The 19,526-nt window shown below is 71.3% G+C and carries 13 protein-coding genes, 2 rRNA genes and 1 pseudogene; 15 read left to right on the top strand and 1 reads right to left on the bottom strand.

Annotation, left to right across the window (positions count from 1 at the left end):
• From J5Y04_RS02860 to J5Y04_RS02850, 3 genes are all read left to right on the top strand, one after another.
• A 23S ribosomal RNA gene (locus J5Y04_RS02860) occupies nucleotides 1–121 on the top strand; the annotation flags it as partial.
• Nucleotides 122–204: 83 nt separating this feature from the next.
• Nucleotides 205–321, top strand: a 5S ribosomal RNA gene (gene rrf / locus J5Y04_RS02855).
• A gap of 311 nt (nucleotides 322–632) precedes the next feature.
• Complete coding sequence (locus tag J5Y04_RS02850) at nucleotides 633–2,069, top strand: glyceraldehyde-3-phosphate dehydrogenase (protein WP_209409895.1); 1,437 nt, start codon at nucleotides 633–635, stop codon at nucleotides 2,067–2,069.
• Between the two features lie 173 nt (nucleotides 2,070–2,242).
• Here the strand turns inward: J5Y04_RS02850 and J5Y04_RS41300 are convergent, their stop codons facing one another.
• Nucleotides 2,243–5,425, bottom strand: a complete 3,183-nt coding sequence (locus J5Y04_RS41300) for an AAA family ATPase (protein WP_307852892.1) — start codon at nucleotides 5,423–5,425, stop codon at nucleotides 2,243–2,245.
• Between the two features lie 272 nt (nucleotides 5,426–5,697).
• On the opposite strand from J5Y04_RS41300, the gene J5Y04_RS02840 reads away from it, so the two are divergent.
• From J5Y04_RS02840 to J5Y04_RS43125, 12 genes and pseudogenes are all read left to right on the top strand, one after another.
• A complete protein-coding gene (locus J5Y04_RS02840; protein WP_209409893.1) occupies nucleotides 5,698–7,362 on the top strand; it encodes a peptide-N4-asparagine amidase in 1,665 nt (554 codons plus the stop codon).
• A gap of 170 nt (nucleotides 7,363–7,532) precedes the next feature.
• A complete protein-coding gene (locus J5Y04_RS02835) occupies nucleotides 7,533–8,258 on the top strand; it encodes a DUF5995 family protein (RefSeq protein ID WP_209409890.1) in 726 nt (241 codons plus the stop codon).
• Between the two features lie 223 nt (nucleotides 8,259–8,481).
• A complete protein-coding gene (locus J5Y04_RS02830) occupies nucleotides 8,482–9,210 on the top strand; it encodes a flavodoxin family protein (protein WP_209409888.1) in 729 nt (242 codons plus the stop codon).
• 174 nt (nucleotides 9,211–9,384) lie between these two features.
• On the top strand, nucleotides 9,385–9,741 hold the full coding sequence (locus J5Y04_RS02825; RefSeq protein ID WP_209409886.1) for a hypothetical protein: 357 nt from the start codon (nucleotides 9,385–9,387) through the stop codon (nucleotides 9,739–9,741).
• 232 nt (nucleotides 9,742–9,973) lie between these two features.
• Nucleotides 9,974–10,318: a transposase gene (locus J5Y04_RS42785; RefSeq protein ID WP_209409884.1), complete on the top strand. Its 345-nt coding sequence runs from the start codon at nucleotides 9,974–9,976 to the stop codon at nucleotides 10,316–10,318.
• A gap of 37 nt (nucleotides 10,319–10,355) precedes the next feature.
• Nucleotides 10,356–10,697, top strand: coding sequence for a hypothetical protein (locus tag J5Y04_RS43875; protein ID WP_374105939.1), 342 nt, complete (start codon nucleotides 10,356–10,358; stop codon nucleotides 10,695–10,697).
• 349 nt (nucleotides 10,698–11,046) lie between these two features.
• Nucleotides 11,047–11,439, top strand: a complete 393-nt coding sequence (locus J5Y04_RS02810; protein ID WP_245203994.1) for a tyrosinase cofactor — start codon at nucleotides 11,047–11,049, stop codon at nucleotides 11,437–11,439.
• 50 nt (nucleotides 11,440–11,489) lie between these two features.
• On the top strand, nucleotides 11,490–12,317 hold the full coding sequence (locus tag J5Y04_RS02805) for a tyrosinase family protein (protein ID WP_209409882.1): 828 nt from the start codon (nucleotides 11,490–11,492) through the stop codon (nucleotides 12,315–12,317).
• Nucleotides 12,318–12,847: 530 nt separating this feature from the next.
• Nucleotides 12,848–15,064, top strand: a complete 2,217-nt coding sequence (locus tag J5Y04_RS02800; protein ID WP_209410087.1) for a PAS domain S-box protein — start codon at nucleotides 12,848–12,850, stop codon at nucleotides 15,062–15,064.
• Nucleotides 15,065–15,726: 662 nt separating this feature from the next.
• Nucleotides 15,727–17,271: an FMN-binding glutamate synthase family protein gene (locus J5Y04_RS02795; protein ID WP_209409879.1), complete on the top strand. Its 1,545-nt coding sequence runs from the start codon at nucleotides 15,727–15,729 to the stop codon at nucleotides 17,269–17,271.
• Nucleotides 17,272–17,301: 30 nt separating this feature from the next.
• Nucleotides 17,302–18,228 (top strand): annotated as a pseudogene (locus tag J5Y04_RS43130) (carbohydrate binding domain-containing protein); the annotation flags it as partial.
• Nucleotides 18,229–18,270: 42 nt separating this feature from the next.
• Nucleotides 18,271–19,380, top strand: a complete 1,110-nt coding sequence (locus tag J5Y04_RS43125; RefSeq protein WP_374105940.1) for a chitinase — start codon at nucleotides 18,271–18,273, stop codon at nucleotides 19,378–19,380.
• The last annotated feature ends 146 nt before the right edge of the window (nucleotides 19,381–19,526 follow it).

Raw genomic sequence — 19,526 nt, 5'->3', positions numbered from 1 at the left:
GAGCACTCCCACCTCCTTGAGAGGGTAAGGCTCCCAGTAGACGACTGGGTTGATAGGCCGGATATGGAAGCCCTGTGAGGGGTGGAGTTGACCGGTACTAATAGGCCGAGGGCTTGTCCTCAGTTGCTCGCGTCCACTGTGTTGTTCTGAAACAACGACCCCATGACATGGCCTGTCATGGTGCGGCCGACAGTTTCATAGTGTTTCGGTGGTCATAGCGTGAGGGAAACGCCCGGTTACATTCCGAACCCGGAAGCTAAGCCTCACAGCGCCGATGGTACTGCAGGGGGGACCCTGTGGGAGAGTAGGACGCCGCCGAACAATCATTCACAAAGAACCCCCGATCCATCACGGATCGGGGGTTCTTTGCATTTCCCGGAGCGTTGCGTCTCCGGGGACCGCGGCCGGCCCGGCCCGCATCGGGACCCGTCGAGGGCCGAGGGTGGTGAAGTTCACGTTCCCGGCCCGTAGGTCGGCCTCGCAGGCCCGTTTTCCGGGCTCGACGAGGGGCGGTTCCGGGCCGAAAAGGGCCGTCGGGTGGGGGAAGCCCCTCGTCGGAGGGGGTCCGCGTGAAGGATCAACGCGGCCGAAAGCTAGGATGGGATTACCCTCCTAGCTCGAAAGATGGACTTGTGACTGTCAACGACGACGTGTTCACGGACTGGAAGAACCGCGAGGAGATCGCGGAGTCGATGATCCCGGTCATCGGCCGACTGCATCGGGAGCGGGACGTCACTGTCCTGTTGCACAGCCGCTCCCTGGTGAACAAGTCGGTGGTGAGCATCCTCAAGACCCACCGGTTCGCCCGCCAGATCGCCGGCGAGGAGCTCTCGGTCACCGAGACCCTGCCGTTCCTGCAGGCGCTCACCACGCTCGACCTCGGTCCTTCGCAGATCGACATCGGCATGCTCGCCGAGACCTACCGGGCCGACGACCACGGCCTGTCGGTGGAGGAGTTCACCGCGCAGGCGGTGGCCGGTGCGACCGGTGACAACAAGATCGAGCGCCGTGACTCGCGCGACGTCGTGCTCTACGGGTTCGGCCGCATCGGCCGCCTGGTGGCCCGGCTGCTGATCGAGAAGTCCGGTGGCCTGCGCCTGCGCGCCATCGTCGTCCGCCAGGGCGGCGACCAGGACATCGTGAAGCGTGCCTCGCTGCTGCGTCGCGACTCCATCCACGGTCAGTTCCAGGGCACGATCACCGTTGACGAGGCGAACAGCACGATCATCGCCAACGGCAACGCGATCAAGGTGATCTACGCCAACGACCCCTCCGAGGTCGACTACACGGCGTACGGCATCAAGGACGCCATCCTCATCGACAACACCGGCAAGTGGCGTGACCGCGAGGGCCTCGCGAAGCACCTGCGGCCGGGCATCGAGAAGGTCGTGCTGACCGCGCCGGGCAAGGGCGACGTCCCGAACATCGTGCACGGCGTCAACCACGACACGATCAAGCCGGACGAGCAGATCCTGTCCTGCGCCTCCTGCACCACCAACGCGATCGTTCCGCCGCTGAAGGCGATGGACGACAAGTACGGCGTGCTGCGTGGTCACGTGGAGACCGTCCACTCGTTCACGAACGACCAGAACCTGCTGGACAACTACCACAAGTCGGACCGTCGTGGCCGTTCGGCACCGCTGAACATGGTCATCACCGAGACCGGTGCCGCCTCGGCCGTCGCCAAGGCCCTGCCCGAGCTGAAGGCGAAGATCACCGGCAGCTCGATCCGCGTGCCCGTCCCGGACGTCTCGATCGCGATCCTCAACCTGCAGCTCTCGCAGGAGGCCGACCGCGAGGAGGTCCTCGAGTACCTCCGTGACGTCTCGCTGACCTCGCCGCTGCGGCGCCAGATCGACTTCACCACCGCCCCCGACGCGGTGTCCAGCGACTTCATCGGCTCGCGGCACGCCTCGATCGTCGACGCCGGCGCGACCAAGGTCGAGGGCGACAACGCCATCCTCTACCTGTGGTACGACAACGAGTTCGGCTACTCCTGCCAGGTCATCCGGGTCGTCCAGCACGTCTCCGGCGTCGAGTACCCGACGTACCCGGCCCCGGCGGTCTGATCCGTCAGGTCCGTCAGGTCCGTCAGGTCCGTCACGTCCGTCGGGCCCGTCAGGATCTGACCGTGGGACCCGCACGAAGGGTGGGGCGGCAACCGGTTCTCTCCGGTTGCCGCCCCACCCTTCGTTACCGGCGCGTTCGGACGGGCCCGCCCGCGGACCGCGCCCCGCGGGGTTCAGGCATCGTCGGCGGCGCCCATCGGCTCGGAGCCGCCCGGGCCCTGCCATCCGGTGGGGGAGTGCCACATGACGGCGACGTCCAGGACGCGCTGGACGAGTTCGGGGATCCACGGCTCGTCCGGCGCCTCGGGCAGGACCACGCAGAGCCGCCCGGGTGCGTCGGGCAGGACCTGGGCGATCTCCCGCAGGCGGACGGCGCCGGCCCGAACGGCGTGGTACGAGGTCCGGCCGGCCGGAAGGACCTCGTAGACGACCGGCCCCCGGGCGCCGGGCCGGATGACGTCGGCGATCGGCGAGTCGTCCGGCCGGTGGCCAGCGAAGAGGAGCGAACTCTTGAGCTGATGACGGACAGCCTCGTGTTTGAGGCACGTCCGGTCCCGGTCGGCCAGGGCCCTGAGCTCGGCCGTGAGCAGGGCGGCCGGTGACGGCCCGCCGAGTGCCGCCGGTTCCTCGTCGCTCAGCGTTCCCGGGGCGGCGTCCGCCGCCACGACGTAGACGTCGGAGTGCCGCCGGACGACCCGGACGTCCAGCTCCTGTCCGGGCTCGGGCCTCGGGTCGTCCTGCCGGAGCTCCAGGACGTAGCGCCGCTGCCGGTCCGTCGCCACGGGGGTGACCCGCCAATGGAACCGGTCGCCGTGGGCGAGGGCGCGGACCCTCAGCCCCGTACCCGGTTCGAGCTCGTCCGCCTCGGGCAGGCCGAGGGTGGCGTGGATCTCCGCGTCCAGGGGGGTGTGCCGACGGACGGACACGACCGACCGGCCGTCCGGCGAGAGCGTCCAGGTGAGCGAGATGCCGCGGACCAGCAGTGCGCCGCGGGGCGAGATCTCGACGTGGCCCTTGGCCAGGTCCGCTGCGAGGGAGCGCCGGAGCCGGGCGGGGAACCCCGGACTCGCCGGACCCGGCTGCTCGGGCGTGAGACCGGCGAACACGGTGCCCGCTTCGGTGCCCACCTCGATCTCGTCGACGGCCAGGGAACGCACGGCATCCACGGTGCCGGGGCCGGGGCGCCGGTCGGCGTCGGCGTCGGCGGGGGGCGTCCCGTCGGCGGCGGGCAGCATGACCGCCGGCAGCGGTGAGGCGTGCAGGACCGTCAGCGTCTGGGTGCTCCGGGTCAGCGCCACGTACAGCTGGCGCGCTCCCTCGGGGCCGCGGGCGGTGATCGTGGCCGGCTCCAGGACCAGGACGTGGTCGAACTCCATGCCCTTCGCCTCGCCGGCGGTCAGGACGGTCACCGCCTCCCGCACCTCGTCGGTCATCTCCTCCGCGGAGTCGACCAGCAGCTGGACCTGCGCGAGCCAGTCCGAGTCCTCGGGGACGACCAGGGCGATCGAGCGCTGGGTACGGCCGTCGGAGCCGGCGAGCCGTGCCGCGTGCCCGACCGCCTCGGCCAGCAGCTGCCAGGGAGTGGTCTCCACGATGCGTACGGCCTCCCCGTCGGCCTCCTTGACGGCGACGGGGAACGGAACGGACGGGGCCACCTCGCGGGCCAGGGGGGCGACGAACTCCATGATCCGGGCCGGCACCCGGTAGCTGGTGGTGAGCTGTTCGAGGTGCCAGCCGCCCTCGCCCGCCAGGATCCGGGCGATCCGCTCCCAGTCCGCGTAGCCGTGCGGGCCGGTGGCCTGGGCGAGGTCGCCGAGGACGGTCATCGACCCCTTCGGGTTCCGCCGCCGCAGTGATCTGGCCTGCATGGGGGTGAGGTCCTGGGCCTCGTCCACCACGATGTGGGGGTAGCGCTGCGGCGTCTCGCCCGAGATGAGGGAGCGCAGTTCCTCCAGGCACACCAGGTCGTCGAGCGTCCAGGGCTCGTCCTCGGCGCGCTCGGCCGCCGGGCGCCGCAACAGCGCCTGCTCCTGCGCGTCGAGCACCCCGGAGGCGCACTCGGCCAGCCTGGCGGGCGTGTTCAGCAGGCTTCGCAGCGCCTCCTCGGGGCTGAGCGGCGGCCAGGCCCGTTCGACGAGTGCGGACACCTGGCGGTGGCGCTCGACGTCCCGCCGGACGGCCTGGTCGAGGGCCCGCTGGGGGAACCCCTGCTGCAACGCGGCCAGCAGGCGGTCCACCAGCAGGTTGCGGAAGCGGTCGCGGCGTGCCCGGTAGTGCCCCGTGCCGTCGCGGGCGTCGTCGAAGGCGCGGAGGACCTCGGAAGCCGGCACCCGCAGCGGCGCGCTGCCCAGGACGACGGTGAGCACGGGCTCCTCCCGGCCGTCCTCGGCAGGGGCCACGGCGGCCTCGACGGCGGTCCGCCGGCAGTTGCCCTCCACCCTCCGGCGCAGCACCTCCGCCATGCGCTCGTCGGACTTGACCCGGCGGACGGACGCGTCGTCCTGGGCCCGTACGCTGCCGGGCCAGAGCAGGGGGAGCTCGACCGCGGTGACGTTGCGCGTGCCCAGGGTCGGGAGGACCCTGCCGACGTATTCGAGGAACCGCCGGTGCGGTCCGACGACCAGGATGTCCTCGGCCCGGAAGCGCCTGTTGTCGACGAGCCAGGTGACCCGGTGCAGTCCGACGGCGGACTTCCCGGTCCCGGGGCCGCCCTGGACGACCAGGACATCGGTGGACGGGCCGGCCACCAGGGCCATCTGATCGGGCTGGATGGTTTCGACGATGTCGCGCATGCGGGTGCGCCGGGAGCGGTCGAGGTCCCTGAGGAGGAGGTCGTCCACGACGGGCCGGGCGGTACGCGCGGTACGGTCCGCGTCCCCGGGGGACGGAACGCCGGCTTCCGCCCCGGTGGCGGCCGACGGCACGATGTCGTCGCGGTAGTCCGTGACCGTCCGTCCGTCGCAGTCCAGACGGCGCCGCAGTCGCACCTCACCGGGGGCGTCGGGCGTGGCCAGGCGCCAGGCGGTGGCGAGCGCGTTGGTCCAGGAGATGACCACGGTGTCGCTGGTCTCGGGGTCGTGGACCGTCCGCCGCCCGAGGTAGAAGACCTCCGGTTCGGCCGCTCCGTCCGGTTGGGCGTCCACGCGCATCGTGACGAGGTTCTCGTCGTCGAGGCGGAAGACGTCCGCCCGCGCCCGGGCCTCGGCCCGGGCGACGATGCCGTCCTTGCCGCTGGCCGCCGCACCGGCCGCGGCCCCGTCCGCGAGTTCGGCCAGTTTCGCCTCGTAGCAGGCGTACGCCCGGTCGACGGCCAGTTGTTCGGCGGCGATGACGGCCACCCTCGATGTCGTGCCCACGTGCTTCCCCTCCCGCGTGCCGCGCGACGCCGACCCGCGCCCGCAACCGCCACATCCCTACCAGAGCGTGCACGCACCGTGGATGCGGAAGGTTGCATTCGTTGCCGAAACGCCATACCGGAGCCGGAGTCGGAGTCCGGAGCCGGAGCCGGAGCCGGAGCCGGAGTCCGGGGCCCGGAGCCAGGAGTCCGGCGGGCACGAGTATTGACGGTGGCATGCCACTGTCGGGAGGATGCCGGGGTCGTCCGTCCGGGCCGAGGAGAGGGACACCGATGGCTGTTCGTCCGCTGTTTCGCCGAGCAGGCCGCCTGTTGGGGGCGGTCCTGCTCGCCCTCACCGGGGCGCTGGCCGCCGCCGGGCCCGCGCACGCCGACTTCGGCAGCGACTACCACGACCCGCTCAGCGCGGTCAGGCCGCTCACCAGGCCGGACACGCGCTCGTGCACGGTCGAGGTGATGCACGACCAGCCGTTCCGGGACGGGTACGGGAATCCGCCGGACACGCCGTACAGCGCCACCGTGGCGCCGCCGGCGGAGTGCGCGGGGCCGTGGTCGGCGGTGGTGATGGACCTGCACGGACAGGTGGCGGGCCGGCAGTTCGACCGGCTGTTCAGCGTGCGGGTCGGCGGAGTGCAGGTGCTGCTCTCGTCGACGCCCGAGCCCTCCAAGGACGGCATCGAGTGGGCGGTCGAGCGGGACGTCACCCGGTACGCGCCGCTGTTCGCGGGCGGGGCGCAGCCGTTCTCCTTCGACCTGGCCAACGTCACCGACGCCACCTACACCGGGGTGTTCCGGATCTCGGCGAGCCTCACCTTCTACACCACCTCCGCGCGGTGGCCCGCGGCCCGCACCGCCGACCGGGTGCTGACCACCGGGGCGTTCGGGCTCACCCAGGCCGCGCCGACGGCCGGCCGCGAGCTCACCTTCCCGCAGAACCTGGAGCGGCTGACCGCCGAGGTGTACGCGCGGGGCGGGGGCGCCTGCGAGGAGTTCGCGTACGCGTCGGCGCCGGACGAGTTCGCCCGCGCCAACCCGGGGTCCGGGGTGTGCGGGAAGGGCCCGTTCCGTGAGCTGCGGCTCAGCATCGACGGACGGACGGCCGGCGCGGTCTGGCCCTACCCGGTGATCTACACCGGGGGGTGGGACCCGCTGCTCTGGCGGCCCACGCCCGGGGTCTTCGCCTTCGACCTGCCCGCGTACCGGGTCGACCTCACCCCGTACGTCGGCCTGCTGCTGGACGGCCGCCCGCACTCCGTCGGCATCGCCGTCAACGCGGCCGAGGCCCAGGCCAACGACCTCTGGAGCGGGCAGGTCAACCTGTTCGCCGAGGTCGACCGCGGCGCCGCCCGCACCACCGGGCAGCTCACCGAGTACCGGGTGGCACCGGAGGCGGCGGTCGGGACGGTCCTCACGGACCACGGCGGCGGCAGCGGGGACTGGAACGTGACGGCGAACCGGCACGACCTGGCGCGCGGCTGGGTGCAGACCTCGCACGGGCGCGTCACCACCGAGGTCCGCGACGACCTCGTCTTCGGCTCCGCCCAGCAGCTGCGCGACGGCGGCAACGACCTCACCCTGCACAACCACGCCGACCTGACCCGGACCACCGCCACCTGGGGCGCCGGCCCGCACCGCACCACCACCGTCCACGAGGGCGAACCGCTGGACGTCAGCTACAAGGTCACCCGGGACGCGGCCGGCAACAGCGACCAGCGGACGGCCATGGAACTCGGCTACCACCGCGAGGACACCGGTGCCGTCGGCGGCCGGACCACCGGGCGGTCCACCGTCGACCACACCCTGCGCCCGACCGCCCACCGGCACGACGGGGACAGCACCGTGCGCACCGGCGGCTCGGTGGAGGACTACCGCAGCACCGGGCCGGACGGGCCCTACCACCGCAGCATCACCACGGTGGACGGCTGGCCCGTGGAGTAGGCCCGGGACCGGTCGCCCCTGCCGCCCCTCCCGGCCGACGGCCGCGAGGGGCGGTTCGGGTGAACGGGGCCGGTGTGTCCGGGACGGCGGCGGGCGTGGCGGTGGCGGGCGGTGTGTATGGGTGGCAGTCGGACCGAACGGCACCACCCAACGCCTCGGAAGGGGACACCATGACCCAGTCGCGGACCAGGAGCGCACAGAGCGTCGAGGAGGTCGTCGAGCGGATGCGGGCGATCAGGGCCCGGCAGGACCCGCGGGACGGCGTCGCCTGCTTCAACCGGATGTACCTGCGGGTCACCGAGCTGGTGGGCGAACGCCTCCGGGCCGGCTTCTTCCAGGACCAGGCGTTCATCGAGCGCCTGGACGTGGTCTTCGCCAACCTCTACTTCGACGCCGTGGACGCGGCCGAGGCCGGAAGCCCGGTGAACGCGTCCTGGCAGCCGCTGTTCGACGCGAGGGACGACCGGGTGGTCTGGCCGGTCCAGTTCGCCTTCGCCGGGATGAACGCGCACATCAACCACGACCTCCCGCTCGCCGTGGTGTCGACCTGCATCGAACGCCGCACCACGCCGGAGACGCCGCCCGTGCACGCCGACTACCTCAAGGTGAACGAGCTGCTGGCCCAGGTCGAGGCGGAGGTCCGGGCCTCCTTCGAGGCGCAGGTCATCCGGGCCGCCACCGAGGCCGCCGAACCGCTGAAGCACATCGTTGCCAGCTTCTCCATCGCCCGCGCCCGCGACGCCGCCTGGGCCGCCACCCAGACCCTCTGGCACCAGCGCAACCTGCGTCCGCTCTACGACGCCACCCTCGCCACCGTCACCGCGGGGGCCGCTCTGGCGGGTCGGCTGTTCGTGACCCCGGTCCTGCCCCCGCTCGACCAGCCGGACGGCGCCTGACGGTCCGGCCCGGCGGACTCCGGCCGCCCGGCGCGTCCACCGGGTGCGCCCACCGGGCGGGTCGGCCCCGTAAGGCGGTCGGCCCACCCGGCAGGCGGCGGCGGGGCGGTCCGGTTGGACTGGTGGGCGACCGCTCCGCCACGAGACCCGCCGCCGGGCCGGCGACGTGACCCGTCGCACGGCCCGTCGCGAGGTTCGCAAGGCCCGTCGAAAGGCCCCGCCGATGTCCGCTCCGCAGCCCGCCCCGCCCCGCCGCCACGACGACCTGCGCGCCCTGGTGATCAACTGCACGCTCAAGCGCTCACCCGAACGCAGCCACACCCAGGGCCTGATCGACGTCAGCACCGGCATCATGCAGCGCCAGGGCGTCCAGGTCGACGTGCTCCGCGCGGTCGACCACGACATCGCCACCGGCGTCTGGCCGGACATGACCGAGCACGGCTGGGAGACGGACGACTGGCCGGTCCTCTACAGCCAGGTGATGGCCGCCGACATCCTCGTCCTCGCCGGCCCGATCTGGCTCGGGGACAACTCCTCCGTGATGAAGAAGGTGATCGAGCGGCTCTACGCCTGCTCGTCGATCCTCAACTCCGAGGGCCAGTACGCCTACTACGGTCGCGTCGGCGGCTGTCTGATCACCGGGAACGAGGACGGTGCCAAGCACTGCGCGATGAACGTGCTCTACAGCCTCCAGCACCTGGGCTACACGATCCCGCCGCAGGCCGACGCCGGCTGGGTGGGTGAGGCGGGCCCCGGCCCGTCCTACCTGGACCCCGGTTCCGGCGGCCCGGAGAACGACTTCACCAACCGCAACGCCACCTTCATGACGTGGAACCTGCTCCACCTGTCCCGCATGCTCAAGGACGCCGGCGGCATCCCCGCCCACGGCAACCAGCGCTCCGAGTGGGACGCCGGCTGCCGCTTCGACTTCGAGAACCCCGAACACCGCTGAGCCGGGGTCTGGTTCAGCCGAGGGGCTCCGGCCACGGCTGCCGCCACGCCGCGCGCGGCAGGTCGTCCCAGGCGTGTGTGGGTTCGTGCGGGAGACGTGCCTTCAGGGGGGTTCGATGGCAGCATAGGTCGCAGGAATCAGCCGCCAACTCCACAGGGGGAAACGATGATTGGGTTGCGCACTGCCGTCCGCCTCGCCGCCGTGACTGCCGTCGCCGCAGGCAGCCTGGGTCTCAGCACTGGGGTGGCGTCGGCCGACGCCACCTACCCCGCCAACGTCCCCGGCTGTGCCGGCGGCATGAACGTTCAGTACTACAACGGGCACGACTGGGTGCAGGGCTACGTGATCTCCACTACGGGCAACTACTGCACGGTCAACCTCCAGCAGTCGAACGGCCGCTGGTCCAGCGCCTACAGCAACGTCCGGGGCGACAGGCACTACACCCTCCAGCTCCAGGACTCCGGAATCACTTCGTACGTCGTCGTGTGCAACACCGACCTCGGTCGGTGCGCCACCAGCGCTTCGTACTGACGGACGCCGTCGTTCGGGTCACCGTTGCCGGCGATGCCGGATGGCGGCGGCACCGACCGGGAAGGCTGCTGGCGGCGGGCGACAGATGCCTGACAACTCGATTTGTTCGATGGGTAGTTGTACCGCGTGGCTGGTTCGAGTGTGTCGCGAGCGGTTCACGCGGGCGCTCGGCCGGTAGTACTTCGTCAGGTTGATTTGATCTCGGTTGCCGCGGCGGTGCACGCTGCGGCCGGTGGATCCTGGTGAGGTGGAGAAGCCGCGCGAACACCTCGGCGCGTTCGCGGCCGAGGTGTTCGCGTCCCGGGCGCGCAAGGACCGCTGCCGGCAGGGGGATTGCCACCTGCAAGGACTGATGCCGGATGGGTGGCGCACGTCGATCCAGCCGATCGCCGGACGGCTGCCGGACGGGAACATGCGGGCCCTGCGGCAGTTCGTCGGCCAGTCGCCGCGGGACCACGCGCCGGTGCTGCGGCGGATCGTCCGGGAGATGACCTCCGCCCTCGCGCCGGAGGAGTGGGTGATCGACGACACCTCGTTCCCGAAGGCCGGGGAGCTCCTGGGGTGGCGTGCGGGGTGAACACGGCGGGCAGCGGGACTCCTGGGGTGTGTCAGTCATGGAGCCGCTGGTCAGGCGGGGCGTGAAGAAGGTGGTCGAGCGGCTCCACGCCTGCCCGTCGATCCCCAACTCCGAAGGCCAGTACGCCCACTACGGCCGGGTCGGCGGCTGTCCGTGCCGACGGCTCATTCGCTGCCGCCCGATCGGGGAGCCCGGGCACGTGCCGCCACGGCTGGGGCCGGCAGGCCTGTGCGCCGGCGAGGTCATCCGGGGCATCAACTCGGTCCCCGTCGACGGACGGACTCTGCGTCAGTACCTGGACGCCATCGAGAAGCGTCCGTACCCACCGCCGGATCGCCTCGCCATCGAGGTCGTGTCGGCGGGGCGGGGCAGCGCGTGATCACCTGGTGACATCGCGTCAACCTGTTCGTGTAACGACCGTCACAAAGGGTGCGTCAGGGCCGCAGGCCTTGCGGCGTGGTGGCCGCCCGGGTGAAGGATCTCCGGTTTTCGCGCGCAGGATTCGCTGCGAACCGAAGCTCTGGCTTCTGTGGAAGATGCAACATCCTTCACGTGACCGGCTTGAAATGATCACTTTTGGCCCTCAAGTCGATCACGCATCCGGACTGTTCGCTCACGACTGGTAGGAATGATTTCGAGCGGGCCGATCGCCGCCGAATCTGCCGACCGGTCCGCGTGCTACGGGGGCACTGAGAGTTCTTCACGTTTTCCATCTGGGGGGCACTGCCATGTCCGAAGACACCACCACCGAAATCACCCGCCGGCGGATGCTGCAAGGCGCCGTTGCCGCGACGGCCGTCGCCGCGGGCACGGTCGTCCTGGGCCTCACCGGCCCCACCGTGACACCCGCCAGCGGCGCCGACACGGAGGGCGGCGAAAGCTTCGACGAGGTCTTCCGCGGCCGCCGCATCCAGGGCATGCCGATGTCCGGCGACGGCCATCACGCGATGAGCGGCTACATGGTGCTGATCGACGGCCGCGAACTGCACATGATGCGCAATGCGGACGGCACCTGGATCAGCGTCATCAACCACTACCAGACCTTCACCACGCCGCGCGCGTTGGTCCGGGCTGCCGTCAACTCCCTGGACGGCGCCGACCTGGCCCCGCTCGCCGCCTGATTTCGGACCGCACTCCGGCCTCCGCACAGACCACCCTCAAAGGAAGAACCATGGCAGTCCGCAAGAACCAGGCGACCCTGACGGCCGCGGAGAAGCGCGCTTTCGTCAACGCGGTCCTGGAACTCAAGCGCCGCGGTGCCTACGACGCGTTCGTCAGCACGCACAACGACTTCATCATGAGCGACACCGACACCACCGAGCGCACCGGTCACCGCTCGCCGTCCTTCCTGCCCTGGCACCGCAGCTTCCTGCTGCGCTTCGAGCGGGCACTGCAGGCGATCGACGCCACCGTCACGCTGCCGTACTGGGACTGGACCACCGACCGCAGCCCGGACTCCTCGCTCTGGGGCCCGGACCTTCTCGGCGGAGGCGGTGCCGGCAGCGACGGCCGCGTGACCACCGGCCCGTTCGCGCAGAGCTCCGGCAACTGGACGCTCACCGTCAGGCCCGACACCCGCAACTACCTGATCCGCCGGCTGGGCCAGAGCGGCGAGGACCTGCCGACCAAGGCCGACGTGGACGCCGTGCTGGGGATCGCCACGTACGATGCCGCGCCGTTCAACAGCTCCAGCGCGGGCTTCCGCAACAACCTGGAGGGCTGGGTGGGCGTCAACGTGCACAACCGGGTGCACGTCTGGGTCGGCGGCACCATGAGCACCGGAATGTCGCCCAACGACCCGGTGTTCTGGATGCACCACTGCATGATCGACCGCCTCTGGGCCGGCTGGCAGAGCCGCCACGCGGGCCAGGGCTACCAGCCGGTCCGCCGCACCAGGAACGTGGTCGCCCTCAACGACACCATGAAGCCGTGGAACGACGTCACCCCGGCTGACCTGCTGGACCACACCAAGTTCTACACGTACGACAGCGCGTACTGATCCGACCGGTGCGGGCCGGGGACCGGAGCAGTGGCCACTGCTCCGGTCCCCGGCCCGTAGGACCGGACGAGTGCCCGAACACCGCTGAACCGTCGGCCTCCTCGGACCGGTGAGTCGAGCGTTAAGGGGCTCGCCGCGGCGTCGTCCCGGTCGAGGCGGGTGTCGAGCGTGGCCGAAGCGGCCCGGCCCCGGCCTTCGTCGCGCCCGGCCCGCTCGGCGTGCTGCGACGGCCCTCAGCCCGCGCTCCCGTCGGGCTGCCACCGACCGGGCGGCCCGCTCGACGATGAGTGGGTCCAAGCCCCGAGGCATATGGTCATTTTTGATCTTCTTTTAGGAGCATTCAAATGTCAGCGGCCAATTGCGGACATAGGTAGGTGCCCGGAGCCCTGATGCGCTGGGGTGGAGCACCACCACCGGTACGGCAAGGCAAGGGAGCGGGCGTGGGCGACGAGGTGGGCCGGAGACCGGGCAAGGACACGACTGCCGGCCAGGGGACGGGCTGCCGGGGTGTCACGGCGGGCGCGGGGACGATGGAGGAACGCTTCCGGGCGTTGTTGGAGGCGGCGCCGGACGCGATGGTGATCGCGGACGATGCGGGGGCGATTACGCTGGTCAACGCGCAGACGGAGGCGTTGTTCGGGTATCCGCGTGAGGAACTGCTGGGGCGTCCAGTGGAGTTGCTGGTGCCGATGCGGTTCCGGGGTCAGCATCACCGGCACCGCGACGAGTATGCGGCGAACCGGCAGGTGCGTCCGATGGGGGCGGGGCTGGAACTGCACGGCTTGCGCAAGGACGGCACGGAGTTCCCGGTCGAGATCAGTCTCAGCCCGCTGGAGACCGCGGACGGTCTGCTCTTCTCCGCCGCCGTGCGCGACGTCAGCGACCGCAAGGCCGCCGAAGCCCGCTTCCGGGCGTTGTTGGAGGCGGCGCCGGACGCGATGGTGATCGCGGACGATGCGGGGGTGATCACGCTGGTCAACGCGCAGACGGAGGCGTTGTTCGGGTATCCGCGTGAGGAACTGCTGGGGCGTCCGGTGGAGTTGCTGGTGCCGATGCGGTTCCGGGGTCAGCATCACCGGCACCGCGACGAGTATGCGGCGAACCGGCAGGTGCGTCCGATGGGGGCGGGGCTGGAACTGCACGGCTTGCGCAAGGACGGCACGGAGTTCCCGGTCGAGATCAGTCTCAGCCCGCTGGAGACCGCGGACGGTCTGCTCTTCTCCGCCGCCGTGCGCGACGTCAGCGACCGCAAGGCCGCCGAAGCCCGCATCAACGAGCTCGCCGCGCTGGTCGAGTCCTCCCAGGACGCCATCCTCGCCAAGACCCTCGACGGCCGCATCACCTACTGGAACGCCGCCGCCCACTCGCTCTACGGCTACACGGCCGCCGAGGCGCTCGGCCGCCATGTGGCCATGCTGGCCCCGCCCGAGCACCGGGAGGAGATCACGGCGCTGCTGAAGCGACTGGGAGACGGCGAGAAGGTCGAGCACTTCGAGACTTTGCGGGTCACCCGCACCGGCCGGCTGATCGACGTGGACGTGACGCTGTGGCCCACCCGGACCGCCGACGGCACGGTGACCGGTGCCTGCGCCATCGTCCGCGACATCAGCGACCGAAAACGAGCGGAGGCGGAACTCACCGCCCTGTACGAACAGCAACGGCACATCGCCCTCACCCTGCAGCGCAGCCTGATGGGCACCCCGCCCGCCATCCCGGGACTGGCCACCGCCAGCCGCTACCTGCCCGCCACCCAGGGCGCCGGGGTCGGCGGCGACTGGTTCGACCTCATCCCCCTGGGCGCCGGCCGCGTCGGCGTCCTGATCGGAGACGTCATGGGCCGCGGGCTGGAGGCGGCCGCCGTCATGGGGCAGCTGCGCTCCGCCGCCCACGCACTGGCCAAGACCGGCATGGAACCCCGCCGGCTGATGCAGGCCCTGGACGCGGCCGTCACCGATCTTGAGCTGCCCGACCAGCTGGTCACCTGCTGCTACCTCGTCATCGCCCCGGACGCCGGCGAGGTCACGATCTGCTCAGCCGGGCACCTGCCCGTCCTCCTCGCCGTCCCCGGCGAGACCATCCGGGCGCTGCCGGCCCCGGTGAGCGCCCCGCTCGGCGTCGGCGGCATTCCCCACCAGCAGGCCTGTCTGGCCGTACCGCCCGGCGCCACCCTGCTGCTCTACACCGACGGCCTGGTCGAGGTCCCCGGCGGCGACATCGAGGCCCAGATCACCGAGTTGGCCGCGACCGTCGACCGCGCCTTCACCGCCGACGGCGGGTTGGAGGCCGTCGCCGACCACGTCCTCTCCGCCGTGCTGCCCGACAGCGACGGCCACAACGACGACGTCACTCTCCTTCTGCTGCAGCTTCCCGCCGCCCCGCTGGCCACCGCCACCACCGACCTGCCCACCGTTCCCTCCTCCGTCGGCGAGGCCCGCGCCTTCCTCACCAAGACGCTCACCGCCTGGGGCTGCGCCGAGCGAACCGACGACGCCTGCCTGTTGCTGTCCGAGATCCTCACCAACTCCGTCCAGCACGGCCGGGGGCCTATCGACCTGCTGCTGCGCCGCACCAGCACCGAGCTCACCGTCGAGATCGGCGACCGCAGCTCCCAGCTACCCCACCCCCGCCTCGCCACCAGCGAGGAGGAGTCCGGCCGGGGGCTGATCATCGTCGACGCCCTGGCCGACGGCTGGGGGGTCCGCCCCAGCGGCAGCGGCAAGACCATCTGGTTCACCGTCCGGCTCTGAGCGGCCCGCCGGAGGCGCTCCCGTGGCCGCCCTGCGGCCGAGACGGCGAACCGTTCCTGCTTCGGTTCGCCACCAGCGCCCCGAGTGGGGATGCCGGCCTGGTGGTGCGTCATGCGGTTGTCCCCTGGGGACGGTGGCTGCGGTGGCCGCCCGGCTCCGGCCGGGTCAACGGCTGAGGTGGCCTCGCGGGTTTCACCGTTCCGCGCGGAGACTTCCCGGAAGAGAAAGGCGGGGCCCACGGTGCCCGCGTCCCGGGCAGCCGCGGCATGGGCAATCCGGGATACGCCCGGATCTCGGACAGGCACCCCTTCCCGGAGCTCAACCTGCTCTACCTGTACGACCTGGCGGGCCGGGTCGCCCTCACCGACGGCGCCTGGCCGACCCCTGGTGCCGTCGGCGGCCGTCACGACGGTGACCACCCGCCGACCGCCGGGGGCCTCGTCGCCGCGCACCGGCCGGGCGCCCCATCGTCACCCGCCGTCGCGAAGCCGGCTCCGGACCGGACCCTGGCCGCACACCCGTTCGCGTGGCCTCTTAACATCGTTTGGCATTCTTCGACGGACGTCGCCGCTCGCTCGGCCGTGTGCCCGCCGTCCAACACCCCACACGGCACGACGACTTCACCGCACGGTGACGGGGTCGTGCATCGAGGAGGAACGTCCATGCAAGCCCGGAAGATCGGCGCGGCCGCCGCAACAGCGGTGGCGCTCCTGGCAGCCCGTGACCTCGTCCAGAAGCGGCACGCGCTGCTCAGGAACTTCCCGGTGGTCGGGCACGCCCGGTACCTGTTGGAGACGATCGGGCCGGAGCTGCGGCAGTACATCGTGACCTCCAACGAGGAGGAGCGCCCGTTCAGCCGTGACCAGCGCACGTGGATCTACGCGTCGGCGAAGGAGGAGAACAACTACTTCGGGTTCGGGACCGAGGTCGACGTCGAGCACGTACAGGGCCACGCCTACCTGAAGCAGCGCACGTTCGCCGGCAACCTGCCCGACGCGCACGACCCGCAGGCCCCACTGCCGTCGGCCAAGGTGCTGGGCGGGCCGCGCGGGCGCGCCAAGGCGTTCCGGCCGGCGAGCGTGGTGAACATCTCGGCGATGAGCTTCGGGTCGCTCTCCGGGGCGGCCATCACGGCGCTCAACAAGGGTGCGGCGCTGGCGGGCACGATGCACAACACGGGCGAGGGCGGCCTCTCGCCGTACCACCGCAACGGTGGCGACCTCGTCCTCCAGCTCGGTACGGCGTACTTCGGCTGCCGCAACGAGGACGGCACGTTCAACCTCGACAAGCTCAAGGACGTGGTCGCCGGCGCTCCGGTCAAGGCGATAGAGATCAAGCTCTCCCAGGGCGCCAAGCCGGGCTTGGGCGGGATGCTGCCGGGCGCGAAGGTGACCCCGGAGATCGCCGGGATCCGCGGCATCCCGGTCGGCGAGGACTGTGCCTCCCCGTCGCGGCACACCGCGTTCGGCGACGTCGACTCGATGCTCGACTTCGTCGAGCTGATCGCCACCGAGACCGGCCTGCCGGTCGGGGTCAAGAGCGCGGTGGGGGAGACGGGCTTCTGGCAGGAGCTGGCCGCGCTGATGGCGAGGGGTGACCGCGGGGTCGACTTCGTGACGGTCGACGGCGGCGAGGGCGGCACCGGGGCGGCGCCGCGGATGTTCGCCGACTCGGTGTCGCTGCCGTTCCGGATGGGCTTCTCCCGGGTCTACGGCACCTTCGCCGAGCTGGGACTGACCGACGACCTGACCTTCATCGGCTCCGGCAAGCTCGGCCTGCCCGAGAACGCCGCGGTCGCCTTCGCCCTGGGGGTCGACATGATCAACGTGGCCCGTGAGGCGATGCTGTCGATCGGCTGCATCCAGGCGCAGAAGTGCCACACCGACAAGTGCCCCACCGGCATCGCGACCCAGAACCCGTGGCTGGCCCGCGGCATCGACCCGGCCTCGAAGGCCGACCGGGCGGCTGCGTACCTGCGCACCCTGCGCAAGGAGTTGATGAAGGTCTCGGCGGCCGTCGGCGTCGCCCACCCCTCGCTCATCACGCCCGACGACATCGAGATCATGAACGGCGACTACGAGGCCCGCACCCTGGCCGGCGTCTACGGCTACAAGGACGGCTGGGGCGAGCTCGGCCCGCACCTCGCCGACGAGATCACGGCACTTCTCACCACCGGGTCGGCCCCCGTCCGGAAGCCGGCCGTCTGACGCGAGGCGGGGGCGAAGGCCGCCCGTCCGATGCGAAGGCCGGGGCGACCCCTCGTCGTCCCGGCCCCGCGCCACGAAGGGGTCGGGCCACGGAGTCCGGGGCCAGGGAGGCGCGCCGGTGGTGAGGAGTCAGCGGCCTTCCCGTACGCGGAACTTGCGCGGACCGTCCTTGCCGGAATGAGCCGTACTCCCGCAATTGGTCCAGACCTATTGACGGGCCCTGCCGCCCCTCCTACGATCCGGTCCGGCACAGCCCCACATGTCCCCCACCTCACCCAGAGCCGGGCGCCACGCCCACGCCGGTCATGTCCATGGCGCTCGGCGGGAAGGGAGCACAGCATGTTCCGTCGGAGATCGCGCACTCCGCGCCTGTCGGGCCACCACCGCCCCTGTCCGGATCCCGGCCGCCTCGAAGGCGACCTGACCGGGAGCGAGCCGCCCCGGGCCGCCCTCCCGCACCGGGCGACCGTGGAGCGCGCGCCGCAGGTGAACCGGACCAGCCGCGCCAAGAGCGGACCGACCGTCCTGAAGCGCTCCCTCGCCGGGGTGAGCGCCGCCGCCGTCATCGGTGCCGGCATCGCCGTGGCCGGCAGCGTCACGGCCGGGGCCGCCACCACCAACCTGGTGGCCAACCCCGGGTTCGAGAACGGACTCTCCGACTGGACCTGCTCCGGCGGCTCCGGTGCGGCGGTGAGCAGCCCGGTCCACTCCGGCACGTCCGCGCTCAGGGCCACGCCGACCGGCCTGGACAACGCCCAGTGCGCCCAGACCATCAGCGTGCAGCCCAACTCCCAGTACACGCTGAGCGCCTACGTCCAGGGCAGCTACGTCTACCTGGGCGCCACCGGCTCCGGCATCACCAGTGCCCCGTCCACCTGGACGCCGAGCAGCCCGTCGTACGGCCAGCTCAGCGTCGGTTTCACCACCGGGGCGAGCACCACCTCGGTGACGGTCTACCTGCACGGCTGGTACGGGCAGCCCGCGTACTACGCGGACGACGTGTCGCTCACGGGCCCCGGCGGCGGCACCCCCACGCCGACCGCCACCACGCCCACCACCGCCCCGCCGACCACGACGCCGCCCACGACCACCGCCCCGCCGACCACGGCGCCGCCCACGACCACCGCCCCGCCGACCACGGCGCCGCCGGGGGACACCTGCCCCACGAAGCCCAGGCCGTCGGGCAAGGTCCTGCAGGGGTACTGGGAGAACTGGGACGGCGCCGCGAACGGCGTCCACCCCGGCATGGGCTGGGTCCCCATCACGGACAGCCGGATCGCCGCGCACGGCTACAACGTCATCAACGCCGCCTTCCCGGTGATCCTCTCGGACGGCACCGTCCTGTGGCAGGACGGCATGGACGCCGGCGTCAAGGTCTCGACGCCCGCCGAGATGTGCCAGGCCAAGGCGGCCGGGGCGACGCTCCTGATGTCGATCGGCGGCGCCGCCGCGGGCATCGACCTGAGCTCCAGCACCGTCGCCGACAAGTTCGTGGCGACCGTCGTCCCGATCCTCAAGAAGTACAACTTCGACGGCATCGACATCGACATCGAGACCGGCCTGTCCGGGAGCGGCAACATCAACACGCTGTCGGCCTCCCAGTCCAACCTGATCCGCATCATCGACGGCGTCCTCGCCCAGATGCCGGCCGGCTTCGGCCTCACCATGGCCCCCGAGACCGCCTACGTCACCGGCGGAAGCGTCACCTACGGGTCGATCTGGGGCGCCTACCTGCCGATCATCAAGAAGTACGTCGACAACGGCCGCCTGTGGTGGCTGAACATGCAGTACTACAACGGCAGCATGTACGGCTGCTCCGGTGACTCCTACCAGGCCGGTACCGTCCAGGGCTTCACCGCGCAGACCACCTGCCTGAACAACGGCCTCACCATCCAGGGCACCACGATCAAGGTGCCGTACGACAAGCAGGTGCCCGGTCTGCCGGCCCAGCCCGGTGCGGGCGGCGGCTACATGGCGCCGAGCCTGGTCGGCCAGTCGTGGAACGCCTTCGGTGGTGCACTGAAGGGGCTCATGACGTGGTCGGCCAACTGGGACGGCTCGAAGGGCTGGACCTTCGGCGACAACGTCAGGTCCCTCCAGGGCCGTTGATCCCCCGTTGATTCCCCGTTGAGGTCCGCTCAGGACCGCTGAGGGCCGCTGGGTCCGAGGAGGTCCGGTGAGGTCCGCTGACGTCCGCTGACGTCCGCTGACCCCGAGGACCCGGACCGTCTGCACCGCCGCCGTCCACGGCCCCG

Origin of the sequence: Kitasatospora sp. RG8, assembly GCF_017813315.1 — a bacterium.
Lineage (GTDB): Bacteria > Actinomycetota > Actinomycetes > Streptomycetales > Streptomycetaceae > Kitasatospora.
This window is presented reverse-complemented; position numbering and strand designations above follow the sequence as displayed.